The 14,072-nt window shown below is 67.7% G+C and carries 17 protein-coding genes and 1 pseudogene; 11 read left to right on the top strand and 7 right to left on the bottom strand.

The window, feature by feature from the left end:
- Positions 1–9 precede the first annotated feature (9 nt).
- The 3 genes and pseudogenes from ligD (at position 10) to ABZU76_RS38545 (ending at position 3,523) form a co-directional block, all read left to right on the top strand.
- A pseudogene (ligD, locus tag ABZU76_RS38535) lies at positions 10–1,523 on the top strand (non-homologous end-joining DNA ligase).
- A gap of 336 nt (positions 1,524–1,859) precedes the next feature.
- Positions 1,860–2,174, top strand: a complete 315-nt coding sequence (locus ABZU76_RS38540; RefSeq protein ID WP_354879124.1) for a hypothetical protein — start codon at positions 1,860–1,862, stop codon at positions 2,172–2,174.
- Between the two features lie 26 nt (positions 2,175–2,200).
- Entirely contained in the window at positions 2,201–3,523 is a 1,323-nt protein-coding gene (locus ABZU76_RS38545) for a hypothetical protein (protein WP_354879127.1), read from the top strand.
- Positions 3,524–3,693: 170 nt separating this feature from the next.
- On the opposite strand, the gene ABZU76_RS38550 is transcribed toward ABZU76_RS38545, so the two are convergent.
- A protein-coding gene (locus ABZU76_RS38550; protein WP_354879130.1) for an IS3 family transposase occupies positions 3,694–4,928 on the bottom strand; the annotation gives its coding sequence in 2 pieces (ribosomal slippage) (positions 3,694–4,649 and positions 4,649–4,928; 1,236 coding nt in all).
- Positions 4,929–5,185: 257 nt separating this feature from the next.
- Between ABZU76_RS38550 and ABZU76_RS38555 the strand changes: the two genes are divergently transcribed.
- From ABZU76_RS38555 to ABZU76_RS38565, 3 genes are all read left to right on the top strand, one after another.
- The gene (locus ABZU76_RS38555; RefSeq protein ID WP_354879133.1) at positions 5,186–5,461 is read left to right on the top strand and encodes a hypothetical protein; all 276 of its coding nucleotides are present in this window, start codon (positions 5,186–5,188) and stop codon (positions 5,459–5,461) included.
- Positions 5,458–6,390: a hypothetical protein gene (locus tag ABZU76_RS38560; protein ID WP_354879136.1), complete on the top strand. Its 933-nt coding sequence runs from the start codon at positions 5,458–5,460 to the stop codon at positions 6,388–6,390. The genes ABZU76_RS38555 and ABZU76_RS38560 overlap by 4 nt, the downstream gene beginning before the upstream one ends.
- Positions 6,391–6,507: 117 nt before the next feature.
- Positions 6,508–6,657 (top strand): hypothetical protein, encoded by a 150-nt coding sequence (locus ABZU76_RS38565; RefSeq protein WP_354879139.1) that lies wholly within the window; start codon positions 6,508–6,510, stop codon positions 6,655–6,657.
- A gap of 263 nt (positions 6,658–6,920) precedes the next feature.
- On the opposite strand, the gene ABZU76_RS38570 is transcribed toward ABZU76_RS38565, so the two are convergent.
- The 4 genes from ABZU76_RS38570 to ABZU76_RS38585 form a co-directional block, all read right to left on the bottom strand.
- Positions 6,921–7,487, bottom strand: coding sequence for a GNAT family protein (locus tag ABZU76_RS38570; protein ID WP_354879142.1), 567 nt, complete (start codon positions 7,485–7,487; stop codon positions 6,921–6,923).
- Positions 7,488–7,506: 19 nt separating this feature from the next.
- Positions 7,507–7,749: a lasso peptide biosynthesis B2 protein gene (locus ABZU76_RS38575; RefSeq protein ID WP_354879247.1), complete on the bottom strand. Its 243-nt coding sequence runs from the start codon at positions 7,747–7,749 to the stop codon at positions 7,507–7,509.
- Between the two features lie 393 nt (positions 7,750–8,142).
- On the bottom strand, positions 8,143–8,619 hold the full coding sequence (locus tag ABZU76_RS38580) for a phosphotransferase (RefSeq protein ID WP_354879250.1): 477 nt from the start codon (positions 8,617–8,619) through the stop codon (positions 8,143–8,145).
- Positions 8,525–9,427, bottom strand: coding sequence for a site-specific integrase (locus ABZU76_RS38585; protein ID WP_354879145.1), 903 nt, complete (start codon positions 9,425–9,427; stop codon positions 8,525–8,527). Before ABZU76_RS38585 ends, ABZU76_RS38580 begins: the two co-directional genes overlap by 95 nt.
- A gap of 652 nt (positions 9,428–10,079) precedes the next feature.
- On the opposite strand from ABZU76_RS38585, the gene ABZU76_RS38590 reads away from it, so the two are divergent.
- The 3 genes from ABZU76_RS38590 (at position 10,080) to ABZU76_RS38600 (ending at position 11,252) form a co-directional block, all read left to right on the top strand.
- Positions 10,080–10,487, top strand: a complete 408-nt coding sequence (locus tag ABZU76_RS38590; RefSeq protein WP_354879148.1) for a hypothetical protein — start codon at positions 10,080–10,082, stop codon at positions 10,485–10,487.
- 86 nt (positions 10,488–10,573) lie between these two features.
- Complete coding sequence (locus tag ABZU76_RS38595; protein WP_354879151.1) at positions 10,574–10,888, top strand: hypothetical protein; 315 nt, start codon at positions 10,574–10,576, stop codon at positions 10,886–10,888.
- A gap of 178 nt (positions 10,889–11,066) precedes the next feature.
- Positions 11,067–11,252 (top strand): hypothetical protein, encoded by a 186-nt coding sequence (locus ABZU76_RS38600; RefSeq protein WP_285967388.1) that lies wholly within the window; start codon positions 11,067–11,069, stop codon positions 11,250–11,252.
- Positions 11,253–11,308: 56 nt separating this feature from the next.
- On the opposite strand, the gene ABZU76_RS38605 is transcribed toward ABZU76_RS38600, so the two are convergent.
- On the bottom strand, positions 11,309–11,479 hold the full coding sequence (locus ABZU76_RS38605) for a hypothetical protein (RefSeq protein WP_354879154.1): 171 nt from the start codon (positions 11,477–11,479) through the stop codon (positions 11,309–11,311).
- Between the two features lie 246 nt (positions 11,480–11,725).
- Between ABZU76_RS38605 and ABZU76_RS38610 the strand changes: the two genes are divergently transcribed.
- Positions 11,726–11,887, top strand: coding sequence for a hypothetical protein (locus ABZU76_RS38610; RefSeq protein ID WP_354879157.1), 162 nt, complete (start codon positions 11,726–11,728; stop codon positions 11,885–11,887).
- Positions 11,888–12,094: 207 nt separating this feature from the next.
- Here ABZU76_RS38610 and ABZU76_RS38615 read toward each other — a convergent pair whose 3' ends face one another.
- Positions 12,095–13,117: a hypothetical protein gene (locus ABZU76_RS38615; RefSeq protein WP_354879160.1), complete on the bottom strand. Its 1,023-nt coding sequence runs from the start codon at positions 13,115–13,117 to the stop codon at positions 12,095–12,097.
- A gap of 614 nt (positions 13,118–13,731) precedes the next feature.
- On the opposite strand from ABZU76_RS38615, the gene ABZU76_RS38620 reads away from it, so the two are divergent.
- Entirely contained in the window at positions 13,732–13,920 is a 189-nt protein-coding gene (locus ABZU76_RS38620) for a hypothetical protein (protein ID WP_354879163.1), read from the top strand.
- Positions 13,921–14,072: the final 152 nt, after the last annotated feature.

Consider the following 14,072-nt stretch of genomic DNA (forward strand, 5'->3'; position numbering starts at 1 on the left):
CCAAGAGACGTGACGCCCCGTACCGGCCGGGCCGTCGGGACCGAGCGTGGCTCAAGCACGCCGCGGTACAGGCCATGGAGGCGGTGGTGGCCGGGACACGGGGGCCGCTTCGGGTCGTTGCTGCTCGGCGCCTACGACGCCGCCCATGGCGACCTGGTCTACATCGGAGACGTGGGAACGGGCTGGAGCGAACGCGAAAGAGCGCAGCTGCAGCAGCGCCTCGACGGGCTGCACCGCGACACCAGCCCGTTCACCGGAGCCCGCTCGCGCGCGGGCGGGCGCGGGGTGGTGTGGGTCGAGCCGCCGCTTGTAGGGGAGGTCAAGTACCGGCAGTTCACCGATGGCCGGCTGCTGCGGCACACGAGCTGGCGCCGCGTCCGTGACGATCGGGAACCGCTCGAGGTGATCCTGCCCGGCCCGGCGCCCGGCGGACGTAATCGGCGCGCACCGGCCGCGACTCCGGGGACGCGGGTCACGGTGAGCGCCGGGAAACGGACGCTGACACTGTCCAACCTGGATAAGCCGCTCTACCCCGACGGGTTCACCAAGGGCCAGGTACTCGAGTACTACAGCCGCATGGCCGAGGTCTTGCTGCCACTTCTGCGCGACCGGCCGGTGACGTTCGTCCGCTACCCCGACGGGGTCGGCTCGGGCCCACAGGTCTTCGCGAAGAACGTCACCGCCGGCGCGCCGGACTGGGTTCGCACGGTGACGCTGCCGCGCGCCGGGTCGCGCGGCGAGCGTGAAGCGATCACCTACCCGCTCCTCGACGAACTCGCGGGACTGGTGTGGGCGGCGAACCTGGCCGCGCTCGAGCTGCACGTCCCACAGTGGACAGTCACACGGGACGGAAAGCGCCGGGTCCCGGATCGGCTCGTGTTTGACTTGGACCCGGGCCCGCGAGCCACGGTCGTGGCCTGCTGTCGGGTCGCCGAGCAGCTGCACGACCTGCTGATCGCCGACGGGCTCACACCAGTGGCGACCACGTCGGCTCCAAGGGGCTGCAGGTATACGCCGGGATCCGCACCCGCCGCGCCGACGCCCCCTCCGCCTACGCCAAGGCGGTGGCCGAGCAGTTCGCCACCGAGACCCCGGCGCTGGTGACCGCGACGATGGCGAAAGCCGCTCGTGCCGGCCGAGTGTTCGTCGATTGGAGCCAGAACCACCCCGGAAAGACCACCATCTCGCCCTACTCCCTGCGCGGCCGTCAACACCCGACCGTGGCAACCCCCTCACCTGGGACGAGATCCGCGGCTGCCGCCGCGCCACCCAACTGGCGTTCTCCTCCGACGCCGTCCTCGCCCGCATCGAGCAGCACGGCGACCTGCTCACGGAAGCGATGGCGGCCCGCGCCCCCTTGCCGGCAGACCGGTGATCGCCTCATCGCTGCCAGCATGGCTCACAACGCCGACCGGTCCGGCACGGGTACGACGGAATCCACGTACTTCAGACTGCGCTGGCCGGGGCCGGGCAGCACGGGGTTCCAGGACTCCGCACGCTTCGACGGGAGAGGACCTACCTAGCGCACGAGATCCAGCGGATCATCGAACGGACGTCGCGATGTGCACGCCACAAGTCGGTCTGGAAGCACACCACAGCGACGCTGAAGTCGTGTTCCTGACACATTCTGTCGGCGGGATCCGGCAAGATCGAATCTATGGGCCCGTTCTGCTGGTACAGCGACCCGGTCAGCGACGTAGCGATTCCCCGATCCGGCGAACGGGCATCGGCCGCGGCGGATCACCGGGGCCGGCACCGTGCTGGCCGCCTCGTGAGCGCGCTCGGGGCGCCCGTGCGGGCTTTGGCCCGCCTGGTCCCGGAGGGCGAACGCGAGACGATCGGTCTTGAGCTGGGCGAAAGTGCACAATCTCGACACCGTCACCGGCGTTCCTCCGGAGCGCACCTCAGATGGGGACGCTCCGGATTGGCCGCGGGTGTGGGACGCGCTGATCGACGCAGGCACGCACGCCGGCCGTGTCGCGATGGTGCTGGACGACGAGCGAGGCTTCTTCGACTTCAAGCAGCCCTTCGCGCAGCCGACGACCTACGCGCGCTCGGGACACGAGGGAGAAGCGCTCCCGAGGCTGCGTCTGCGTGTCTTCACGCAGATCCTCACCGCGTACGCGCGCAGATTGCCCTCGTCACGAGCGATTTCGACGTTTAACAGCATCTGATGAACTGTAAGGGGAGTGGGTCTTCGGTGAAGGCTTCCAAGAGGGCCGGGGTGTGGGGCTTCTTCGTCGTGTCGAGTGTGCTGGCAGTAACCGGGTGCAGGTCGTCGGTTGTTGGCCAGGCTCACCCGGCCACCTCGCCTGAGGCGAAACAGGTGGAGACGGGGATTGCTCTTCAGAACCTGACCACGGCCCCGGCCAAGGCGAATACGTACGCCGGCCAGCCCGTCTACGACGCCTGCGCGATCATGAACCCGTTCCTGATGCAACAAGCAGGATTCGTCATCAACCCTGAGCAAACCTTCCAGCAGATGAAGTTCACCGGCGATGACGGCCCACCGGCCCCTGGCACTGTCACCTACGATCCCGATGCGAGCCACGAATCGCCGGAACCCGCGTCCGAGTGCCTGCTGGCGGGCAAGGACATCAAGTACAACCTCTCGCTGAGCATCGACCAGAAGCAGTACGAGAGCAGCGACATGTCGAGCGAGCGGGATACCGTCTGGCGTCTCGCCACCAACTCCGAGGCGCAACAGAGCGTCCAGTCCCACACCGTCAGTCACGAGACTCGCGGCGACATGCAGATCTATGTGACGATGGGGACTCTCGTCTACCCGGATGAGTACCAGGTGTACTTCTTCTGGGGTGGTGACCAGTACTGGGCCACGTTGACCATGCACGCCAGCGACTACGGCACCCGCGAGGACAGCCCCGGTATCACCAAGGAACCCGCCGATGCCCTCAAGTTCCTCGTCGATCAGGTTGCCGGCAGGCTGGCTGCTGGTCCCGACAAGGTGGGCCTGTCCAAATACAAGTACGCGGCTCCCTGGAACATGCCGACCGCGTGTGACGTGTACAAGCCGGAAGACTGGGCGCTGTCGTTCACCAACGACAGCGGATCCGCACGAGTACACGAAGATTCATCGATCGGACCGGTGCGGTTCACTGCCGACCCTCAGGACCCGGGCAAGGGGCCATGGCAATACGTGTGGAGCAGCTGCTACCGCATGAATCACGCCAACACGGGAAACCTGGTCAACCAGGATGGATTGACCGTTCAGATCGACACATACAACAACGTCGACGGTGCAATCTACTCCAACCATGTACAGTGCCACCCTCACGCCAACGGTCCAGGTGGACCGCCCTCGCCGGAAACCAAAGCCAAACTGGGCGACGGCGACGTGTGCTGGATCCCCACCGGCGGAAACGACCACCTGCTGTTCAAGGTCGGCCGTCACGTGGTCGAAATGTGGGCTTTCAAGCGTGAAGACTACCAGCAGCCCGCACTCAACGCGGTTTTCGGCAAGGTTACGAACACGATCGTCGACCGTTTGAAGAAGATTCCGTAGAGCCGTTCAACAAGTCCTCAACCTGTACCGAAAGAAAAAAGGGCAGGGCTTCGCGGGTTGGCAAGCACCATGAGTAAGGCTGAAGTGCAGGAATTTTCTCCGTTTCAGATCCATGAAAGGCGAGGTCAACATGACAAATCTGTCAAGCCCCGGGTTTCGTGGAGACTGAATTAGCTGGTTTTCAGGGTTGTGGTGACCGGACGGGTCATCGCGTGTAGCGCCTCGTACTCGGCCGGTGGGACATGCCCGAGTTCGCCGTGCAGGCGCCGGTTGTTGTACCAGTCGATGTACTCGACGGTCGCGATCTCGACATCATCGAGCCCGCGCCACGGTCCGCAGTTGCGGACGAGTTCGGCCTTATACAACGAGTTGAACGCCTCAGCCATCGCGTTATCATAGGAATCTCCTTTGCTACCAACGGATCCGACCACTTCAGCCTCGGCGAGACGCTGGGTGTAGCGCACCGCCCGGTACTGAACTCCGCGGTCGCTGTGATGCACCAGCCCGGTCAGATCCGCACCGGTCGCCTGCCGGCGCCAGATCGCCATCTGCAGCGCGTCCAGCGCCAGATCCGTATACAGCGAGGTAGAAACCTGCCAGCCGACGATCATGCGGGAGAACACGTCCACCACGAACGCCGCATACACCCAGCCGGCCGCGGTCCGGACATACGTAATGTCCGCCACCCATAACTCGTTCGAGCGCGTCGCTGTGAAGTCTCGTTTCACCAGGTCAGCCGGCCTGTTGGTCTCCGCTGCCGGCCGTGTCGTGCGCGGGGCCTTATCCCGCAGCAGACCCCGCAGGCCGGCCTCGCGCATGAGCCGCTCGACCGTGCACCGGGCCACCCGCACGCCCCGGCGGTTCAGCTCGGCCCAGACCTTGCGGGCCCCGTAGACACCGTAGTTGTCCTCGTGCACCTGCTCGATCTTCTCGGTCAGCTCCCGGTCCCGGGCCGCGCGAGCCGATTCCGGTCGGGATTTGGCCGCGTAATACGTCGACGGCGCGATCTGTGCTGGCGTCTGCGTGAGCGCCTCCAGGACCGGCTGGACACCGTGTTCCTCCCGTTGGGAGTCGACGAACTCGACTTTCATCGCGACGGACGGTCCAGCTCCGCGGCGAAGAAAGACGCTGCTGACTTCAGGATCTGGTTCGCCCGGCGCAGCTCACGCACCTCGCGTTCCAGCTCCGCGACCCTGGCCGTCTCCACCGTCGTCGTGCCCGGGCGGACGCCGTCGTCGGTCTCGGCCTGTTTCACCCACGTGCGCAACGCTTCCGGGTGCACGCCGAGCTGGTCCGCGATCCGTTTGATCGCCCCGCCCGCCGACGCGGCGTCTCGTCTGGCCTCGACCACCAGCCGTGTCGCCCGCTCACGCAACTCCTGCGGGTACTTCCGTGGTGCCGCCATGACCGTGAATCCTCCGGGTGTTCGATGTCTCCATCAAACCCGGGGCGGAACAACCCTTGCCGGGCGGTTACCCCCAGCTACCTGGGCCGCCGCCCCAGCAGGGGATGCCCGCTGCTCCTGGACCGGGGTTCCCCTGGCCCCAGGGGCAGAGGCCCGGGAACCCCACCTTTCAGTTCCAGCAGCCTCAATTCCAGGCAGAGCCACCCAAGCCGAAGAAGCGGAGGCCCTGGTTGAAGCTAGGGCCGCCGCTGTTTCTCGTGGTCATCCTCATCGGCGGCTTCGCTGTGGTCTACAACCGGGTCTCCGAGGATCGTGCGAGATCCGTGGGGGAGCGGGATCTCGGCTCGGGGTCCGCGGCTGACCCGTACAGGTGGTGGATCAACGTTCCCGCCGGCCACACCAAGCAGTCCCCAACCGACTTCCCCGGCTACACACCCAGCGCCACCCCGAATGCCGGGCAGGTCACCGCCACCGTGCTTCGGCTGCAACGCGACCACGACGAGCGCGCTGCCACGCCCGGGCCGACATCGTGACCGACATCAGCCCATCCGAGCTGCCCGAGGTGCGCGCCGAGATCATCGACTGGATCAACGGCCCCACCGCCGCCCAGTTGTGGTTCAAGCACACAACACTCGGCAGCTACGACTGGCTGCCTTTCCAGGCGAGCACCGACCCCGCCACCTACCAGAGCATCCTTCGCGGGACCGAGATCACGCGACTGCGCGAGGCGGAGCTGTTCTACGTCGCAGCCGAGATGGTCGAACTCGTCGAGGTGGCAGCTCATTCCATTCCCGACTTCCAGCTCGCGCCTCAGGACCTGCCCGCGCCGGCGGGCTTCATGCTGTTCGAACGACCCATCGCCGCGATGCCGGCAGGAGACACGGAATTGGGGATATCCGCGGTCAGCTGGGCACCCATGCCGGGACGCGAGCACATGCTGTTGGCGTCGACCTACCTAGACCGGGCCGAAGCAGCGCCCTTCTTCGACCGCGCTGCGCCGAACCGGCAGGTGGGCAACAACGAACCGAAGCTGGTGTACGCGCACGGCGGCGAATTCGGCTGGGCATTCGGCGACAACGAAGGGCACGCACCTGAAGCGACGCACTTCATGGCCACCCTCGCACCGCGGCTCAAGGCTGCCTGGCTGCTCATGCAACAGCCCGTCACCGACCTCTCGAACGTGTCAGTGCCTCGGCCCGCTCGCCGCCGCCTTCAACGAGCGGGCCACGAACCATCCCCGGTCCGACTCATTCAGCTTCGGCGCCCACCATCACCTCGAGACGCCGAGTCGTCCGCTGCTGCCCAGGAATATCGTCACCGGTGGATCGTTCGAGGCCACTGGCGTCAGCAGTGGTATCCCTCCCGGCAAGTACACCGGCCCGTGTGGATCGAGCCCCACGTGAAAGGCCCTTCTGACGCGCCTCTCCTCAGCGGCGACAAGGTCCACGTGTGGAAACGGTGATCAGGCTCCAGAAGTGCAAGCGCGCGACCTTTTGCCACCACGTGCACACGACTCCACGCATCTGTGCAGTCTACTTCGGACACTGACACTGCGACCCATGTGGATGAGTATGAGGCCATGGCGCTCGCGACGACGCCCAGTGGCCAGCCGATCGTCCGCGACGGATGCCACGGACCGGTCGAGACGGTCACGGGCGCGATGAAAAATCCGGTGCCGCGCGAGATCCGGCTCGCGGCATTCGGCAAGGACAACAGCGCGAGCGGCTGACCGCCTCCGTCATCGCCCAGGTCGTCCTCACGGTCGGCGAAGCCGCCGGGATCAGGAACCTGCGTCCGCACCGGCTACGCCACACCTACGGCACCCCGGCTCCGCAACGGCGGCGCCCTTGGCTGCGAGCCAGGGGATCTGACGCGGGAGTCCTATGTGGATATTGGTGACGCCGGCGCGATCACCCGCCTGGCTGTTGACTGCCCGGAACACGTACACCACCTGAAGTTGGCCGCCCACCCATGCAGCTCGCCCGCCGCGGGCTACTGAGTCGGATCGATGAGCTGCCGCACCGCAGACACGCCGGTGAAGTCTTCCGGCACAGCGTCCATCAGCGTCTCGTTCGCGGGCTTTCCGAGCCAGTACCCGGAGTTGCGCTTCTCCCCGATTACCCGGAACCCGGCGCGCTCGTAGGCGGCGATGGCGCCCTTGTTCGGTGAGAGCACCGAGAGGTAGACGCAACGTAGCGCGGTGATGTGGAACGCGTAGTCCAGCGTCAGCCGGGTGGCCTCGATACCCAGGCCTTTTCTGCGGGAGTCCGGACCGAGCTGGATGACGAACTCGCCGGTCCGGACGTGGTGATCGATCAGCACCGCTGTCGTGCCGACCGGGGTCGGCGGCGTCGTGGTGACGTCGTAGACGGTGAAGCGGAGCTGGTCGTCGGTGCCGCGGGCCTGGTGCTGGAAGCCTTCCCGTCGGTTGTTGAGCGAGTCGGGGGTCTGGCGGCCGTAGCCGACCAACACGCCGGGGTCCTGTTCCCACTTCCAGTACTGGTCGACGAGGTCTTCGGAGAACGGGCCGAGCCCGGCCCGTTCTCCCTTGATCCACATGATCGGTGCGCTCGTGTCGCTAATCGGTCTCGCCTCCATCGTCACGGACCGGGATGGTGCGCAGCACCGCGAACCGCGCCGTGGACGGCGGTTCTGCTACCGGCTCTCGATCGTCAGTCTCCAGCCACGCGTGCAGCCGCACGGGGTCGGCCGCCGCGCCGTGGCACCACGTCACCCCTTGGCGCGACGTACCAGAACAGCCGCCGACTCTTCCAGGCACGCCACCCGGCCCGGCGCGAGCAGCCCGCCCGTCGGACGGCATGGACGGCCCGCCGGGCGCGCTCGACACTGGTCGGTCGCCGTGCTCGGCGAGCGGCCTTGTTCAGCAGCCGGGCCAGACGGGCCAGCCGCCCATGCCGGGGGCCGGCGGCGCCGCATTCGGCGGCACCGCAATTGGGCGTGCACGCGGGGTCTGGCGCGAGCACGGCAGTGCGGTTCACAGCGCACACCGCCGGCAGGTCGCCGGTGGGCAGTTCCAACGCGTCGGCGACATCGGTGACGCCGTGCACGGCGACGATCGATGGCCGGAGGCCCCGCGCTCGAACGCTGGCGCCCAGCAGAACGAACCAGCCGCGGTGAACACCGGGATTGAGTTGCGGCTCGACACCGGACGAGGGGGGTTGGTCTGGCCGGCGGCTCGCGCCCGTGGACCTGGTCACCATGCTGACCAGGTCCACGGGCGGGGGATCGTGCCGCGTAGGCACGCGATGCGGTGTCGTGCCTCGGCGATCGCAGCGGCCTCGCGGGTCTTGCCGAGGACGAAGGCGACCCAGCGCAGTTCTTGGATGTCGGCCATGGTTCGGAATGCCGGGGCGGCGGTCACGTCGTAACCGCCGTAGGCCTCGACGAACGAGCGATAGGCGGTGGCCGAGACTCTGGTGAAGTCGGTGTGGTCGACCCCAAGGGGGATCAAGTCCCACGCTGGGTCGCCGACGGAGACGTGCTCCAGATCCAGCAGGACCGGCGTAGCGGTATTCGCGAGGGGGACCGCGACGTTGCCCTGCCAGGCGTCGCCGTGGATCACCGTGCGCGGCCGGTCACCTTCGAGCTCCGACATTGCGGCGCGCAGGTCGTGGAGGTGCTGCAGGAGCCAGGGTCGGTCGGTTTCGGAGATCTGATCGGCCGCGCGCAGTCGCGGCGCTAGCCGGGAGCCACTGTTGCGCTCCGGAGCCCTTCCGGGTCACGCGGACCAGCTGGTCGCCCCAGTCGACGTCGACGCTGCGAATCCCGAGGATTTCGGCTGCGCGGGCGCCGTTGCTGACGGCGGTTGCCAGGATGGCCCGGTCTCGGTTCGTGTGGAGTTTGCCGAATAGGTCGCACCACTGTTCGCTGGGGATTTCACGCGGTCGTTGCTTTGGCAGCTTTGGGTTGTAGCGGATCTTCCCGTCGGCTCGGAACGGCTCCAGCGGGTTGTGGTGTGCATGTGGCCGCCCGGTCCTGTGGCGGCCGGCGAGCTGAACCGGGTTGATCAAAGGACCCGCGGCCTGGTCCTCGATCCAGAACTCGTAGAAGCTGCGCACCACCGCGTTGGAATGCCGGATGGTGCGCGGTTCGTACCGGTCACCGAGGTAACGCTTCCTGGTGACCGGATTGACCGACCCTGCAGTCTCCGCGGACGTCGTCCGCGGGTGCCGGCGCGGTTTGGTGGCGTGCTTGAGCCACAGCACCAGGTCCCGAGCCTCGGCCGGAGTCGCTCGGTCCCACTGCACCTCGACCGCGCGTAGCCACCTCCACCAGCGCAACAGGTCGTAGGCGTACGACCTCAGCGAGGCGGCGCTCGTGTCTCGGGCGGCGAAATCGGCCAGGAACCGACGTATCGGCTCGATCGGCACCATTTCCTCGTCAACAACCCACCACGGCACCGCGCCCCGACCCGGCACCACTCGTCCCCATAGTGGAAGTCGGATCGTGGTGACGTCCCGCTCTGCCTCGTTGAACACCTTCACTCCACTTGCTCGATCAGCGTTGGAGCGAGGACTACTGGCTAAGCGTGACCGCGGCGCAGGACTGTTTCGGCGTGTCGCCTCGTAGTCCGGTCAACGGTTCTGTGCCCCGGCTGCAAGCAGGAGATCTCCACTGCCAAGCCGGACTACGACGTCGCCATCGCCGACGCCAGGAAACTGTTTCCGGGTTGGGATGCGCCTGTGCCGGTGGCTCGCACTCGGGGAGGGGTGCAGGGTGAAGGTATGAGTCATGATCACGACCGTCGCACACGTTGCGGCTCGTGATCAGGTGTTTCGCGCGGGTTGTGGATAACTCGCGTGCCAACGTCTGGCGGCTGGTTCGCCGGTCACCGGAGGGGGTCGGGGTCGATGCTGGTCAGCAGGAGCGCGGTGAGGCGGATCAGCTGGGGCAGCAGGGTGCTGCCGGGTTCGGTGGCGGTGTCGAGGAGTGTGTCGGCGGGCGCGGGCTCGCCGGTGAGCAGGTGTGCGATCGCGGCGAAGATCTTCGTGGTGTCGGCCCACTCGCGTGGCCCGAACCCGGCGAGCGGGCCGCGGAAGAGCTCGGCGAGGGTCTTCTCCGGATCGCCGTGTGCCGCGGGCGCGAGCTCGATCAGGTGTTGGGCGAGCAGCCGGCGAAGGCATCACTCCGGTGCCCGGCACCATCGGCCGGTTCGAACGTGACGGCGCCGGGATGTGGCACTCGATGGTCACCTGCGTGTTCGACTGCGGCGGCCCACGACTGCGCGTGGGGTCGGTGCAGCTGCCCCCGTTCGACCAGGCCTGGGGATGGTCGGACGCCGCGCAGATCCTGCGCGCCATGCACCGCGACGACGTACCCGGGTTCATCGGCGGAGACTTCAACGGCGTCGGCGCGACGAAGGAGCAGCCGCTCGACGGCGGGGAGACCTTCTACAACCACGACCCTTACAACGCCACCCACCACGCGCCCGACACAGCCGTGCGCAGCGTTCACGTCGTCGACCACGGCGCGGTCGGCCAGTGCACCGACCACGCACCCGTCATCCTCGACATCGACCCGCCCGCTCTAAACCAGTGATCTCGCCGCGTCGATCCCATGGCCAATGACCTGGCCGCGGTGCTCGCGCCGCTCGAGAACGTCGGTGGTCGCCGCATACTGGTCTGGTGAGCGCTGAGCCGATCCCGTTATTCCCGGTGCACCGGGTGGACCCGCCCGGGTTCGCCGCGGCGCAGCACCGCATGTTCGCGGCGATGAACCTGCGGATCGGCACGTCGGAGACGGTGCATGGTGTGATCTGGCGGGACTGGATCAACGGCCTGACGCTGCCCGCGCCGGCCTGCCGGCAGGGCTGGTCCGGGCTCGGGGCGGCGGGGGAGCTGCAGGCGACCGCGCACGAGGTCACCTGCCGTAAGTGCCGACGCATCATCGGTGTGGACGTCGCCCGCCAGGAGCAGGCGGTGCTGTTCGAGCTGGGCTGAGCGCCGCGCACGGGGCGACACGCCGTGGCGCTGGCCGCGTTTTGCGCGCCCGAGGTGTGCGCGGCGGCCGTTCGACACGGGACTGCAGCGAGCTGGCGTGCCCCAGGCTGGGTGTTTCGTAGCCGAGATCGGCTTCCCAGCGGCTTCGCGGGTCAGGGCGAAGCCGTACTCTGAGGGCATGGCTGACCAGGTACAGCAGAGACCCGGCGAGTCGAACGCCCAATGGCTGAATCGGCTTGAAGCCCTCCTGGTCGTCCACATGGACCGGGTCACCGGCATGGGCTCAGCCGCTGACGAGGAAGAAGAGAGAATCCGGGCCACCATTGCCGCCCTGAAACGCGGTGAGGCACCGACGAACCCCTGACATGGGGGACCGTCGGGATACGGGAGGAACCTGCCAAGTGGTCGGGTAGGTCCTGGTCAGGCGTCGGTGTCGACGAGTGCGCGGTAGAGCGAGGCGGTCAGCTCGCTGTGGTGCCCGCCCTCGTCAAGCGCCACCAGACGTCCCCAGGGCTCGTGTGCGGCCTGGCGGCTGATCCCGTGCTCCGGGCCCTTGAGGCGAACTCGCCCTTGGCCCGTCTGTCGCCTCATGCAGGGGTCGCTACTTCCCCGACACGCTGCTGGCGCGACGCGGTTCCCGGCGATCGCGGCCTTAAACGGAGATCGATCGAAAAGAGTTCACCGTCTGACCTCGCTCCTCGCGAAAGTGCAAAAAGTAGAGGTTGTTAGGGCCGAAGCTTCGGCGCGAATCGGCCATTAAGGACATAGCTTCGCGCGAACAGAAGCATCGTCAAATATGCTCACAGAGCCTAATGGAAATCAATAAGGGGAGGAACAATGACACCAGAACAGGAACAGGCAGCCGAGCAGCAGCGGCGCCAGCAGCAGGCGGCCGAGCAGGCAGCTGAGCAGGCGCGGAAGGTAGTGATTGCGGCCGAGGAGGCGGGGGGCAGCTTCAATTCGGCTGAGGCTGCAGTCGAGGGCCAGTTCAATAGCTGAGCCTTCGGGTATCGAACGCCCCGACCGCTGGTCGGGGCGTTCTTCATATCCCAGTCACATCTGACAGTGCCCCGATTGATTCGGTGAATGTGTGTGCACGCGAATGCTTTGTAGGGGTGACTCGTCAAGCTGGGTTGACGCTGCCTGGAGTGCCGGGTGGTGACCACCCTGAACACGATGCGCACTCGCGCCGCCGGCGACGCACACTCATGCCCCCAGCGTCACCCCGTCGTGCGCAGCCACAATCCTCACCCTGCCGCACGAGGTTGAGCACCTCGACCACGACGACGACCCCAGACCTGGGGCTCCGGGCCTGGTGGTGAAGGGTTTCGCCCTCACCACGGTCAGCCGATGTCGGTACCGGCCGAGCTCGAATGCGGAGTCCGCGCGTGCCTCGACCACCACGCCGGGTTCGACCGGCCAGTACGTGAAGGCCTCGTTGCCGGGCAGGCCGGCCACGACCCCTGAGGCTCGCACGGGGCCGCCGGGCGCGAGCTGGAGCCTGCCCGCGAGGGACGCGAGCGCCGGCCGCGACAGCGTGGTCGAGAGTCCCACCGCCCGCACCTGCCCGCGTCGGTCGGTCTGGCCGAGGACCAGCGCTGTGGGTCGGGTGGGGGAGCCGGTCACGCCGAGGACGGGGGCGTCGACGTCGTCGAAGTGGCGGACCTTCACCCAGCCCGCGCGGCCACCGCGCAGCGGGTACCGGCTGCCCAGCGGCTTCGCGAGGGCTCCCTCGACGCCGACGGCGGCCTGCTCCGCGCTGATCCATGCGCGCGCCGGCTCGACGTCGAGTGTCGAGCGCATCAGCTGCACGCCGGCGTTGCCCGCGCCGATCACCGCTTCAAGCCGTTCCCGCCGGCGCGAGTACGGCGACGTCCGCAGGTCACGCCCGCGGGCGCCGAGCAGGTCGAACGCCACGAACACCACCGTGACGCCCTCGGCGCGGCGCCGCACCGGCCCGTAGCCCAGCGCCGCGAAGTCCAGGCGCCCCTCCCGGTAGGCGACGATCTCGCCGTCGAGCACCACCCGACCCAGGGTGGCCGCCGCCTCGAGGACCCCGGGGAACCGGCCGGTCAGGTCGCTACCGGTGCGGGACTGCACCGCCCTGGCAGGCACGTGGATCAGGCACCTCCAGCCGTCGAGCTTGGGTTCGTACCCGTGGCCGGCCTCGGGCCGCACGGCGGCCGGCTCGGCGACAGCGAGCCGCAACGGCAGTGACGGCACGGGCACCTGTCCATCGTCAACCCCGCTGACCAGCGGCGCGGCCGCAAACCCCGTGGTTAGACTCGCACTCAGGTTCGAGGCTCAGCGACCAAGTGGCGAGTTCGGCAACAGGGACCTTCCCGTGCGGCCTGCGCTGCGACACGAGCTGAACCCCTATGGGACGCTCACCATCCGCCCGCCGCGCACTGCCCGCGCCAGCACCCCGTCCGCGACTGGGCACGTCCTCGTGGATCGTGGCGCTGCACCTGCACGCGCTCATCTGCCACCAGTGCCGCACCGACGGCCACACCGACCACGCCTGGGCAGTCATCGACCCCGCCACGAACAGGGCGACGCCGGCGAGGCAGGGGGAGCGGGGCTGGAACTGGTCGCCGTGCCACCGCACGACGTCACCGGGTCCGGCCGAATAGCCCCTGACCAGGCCGCCCGCGGACGGCACGAGGATCGAGGCGGCCTTCCCGTTCGCGGAGCAGACCAGCAACACCGCGGCTGATACCGGCCAGCCGGTAGAGCAGGCCCCCGGCACCCGGGCCCGGGAAATGCCCGCTCGCCGTGACGACGCGGCCACCTTCCGCCCGCCAGACTGAACGAGTCCCGTTCAGCCCGGAAGAAGCGACATCATGAACAACCACCACCACGCCAGCAACAAGTACTGCGGCCTATGCAACCGCTGGCACTGCCAGTGCGACGGATGTGGCTGGTTCTGGTACAACGCCTCCACGTTCGGCGAAGCGCTCCGGCACATCCGCCTGCACCAGCTCGACCGGGTGTACGCGGAAGCGGTTGCCGGGCCACGGCGTGCCGCCTAGAACCCCTGTTGACGGCGGAGCCGGGGCGAGCACCTCTCACGTTCACTGTGGGATATCCGCGGCTGGGCAGCGTTACCAGCAGTGATTGCCGGTGCGGTGGTGTCCCCGGGCTCCACCCACTGCCTTCCCGGACCGCCGATTCTTCGGCCCCG

The organism is Amycolatopsis sp. NPDC005232, assembly GCF_040607795.1.
Lineage (GTDB): Bacteria > Actinomycetota > Actinomycetes > Mycobacteriales > Pseudonocardiaceae > Amycolatopsis.

Bases quoted from the DNA above. Each gene is read 5' to 3' on its own strand.
- ABZU76_RS38570 (WP_354879142.1), bottom strand. From the start codon at position 7,487: ATGTGGATCAAGGGAGAACGGGCCGGGCTCGGCCCGTTCTCCGAAGAC.
- ABZU76_RS38600 (WP_285967388.1), top strand. From the start codon at position 11,067: ATGGCTGACCAGGTACAGCAGAGACCCGGCGAGTCGAACGCCCAATGG.
- ABZU76_RS38620 (WP_354879163.1), top strand. From the start codon at position 13,732: ATGAACAACCACCACCACGCCAGCAACAAGTACTGCGGCCTATGCAAC.
- ABZU76_RS38575 (WP_354879247.1), bottom strand. From the start codon at position 7,749: ATGCCGTCCGACGGGCGGGCTGCTCGCGCCGGGCCGGGTGGCGTGCCT.
- ABZU76_RS38605 (WP_354879154.1), bottom strand. From the start codon at position 11,479: ATGAGGCGACAGACGGGCCAAGGGCGAGTTCGCCTCAAGGGCCCGGAG.
- ABZU76_RS38565 (WP_354879139.1), top strand. From the start codon at position 6,508: ATGGCGCTCGCGACGACGCCCAGTGGCCAGCCGATCGTCCGCGACGGA.
- ABZU76_RS38610 (WP_354879157.1), top strand. From the start codon at position 11,726: ATGACACCAGAACAGGAACAGGCAGCCGAGCAGCAGCGGCGCCAGCAG.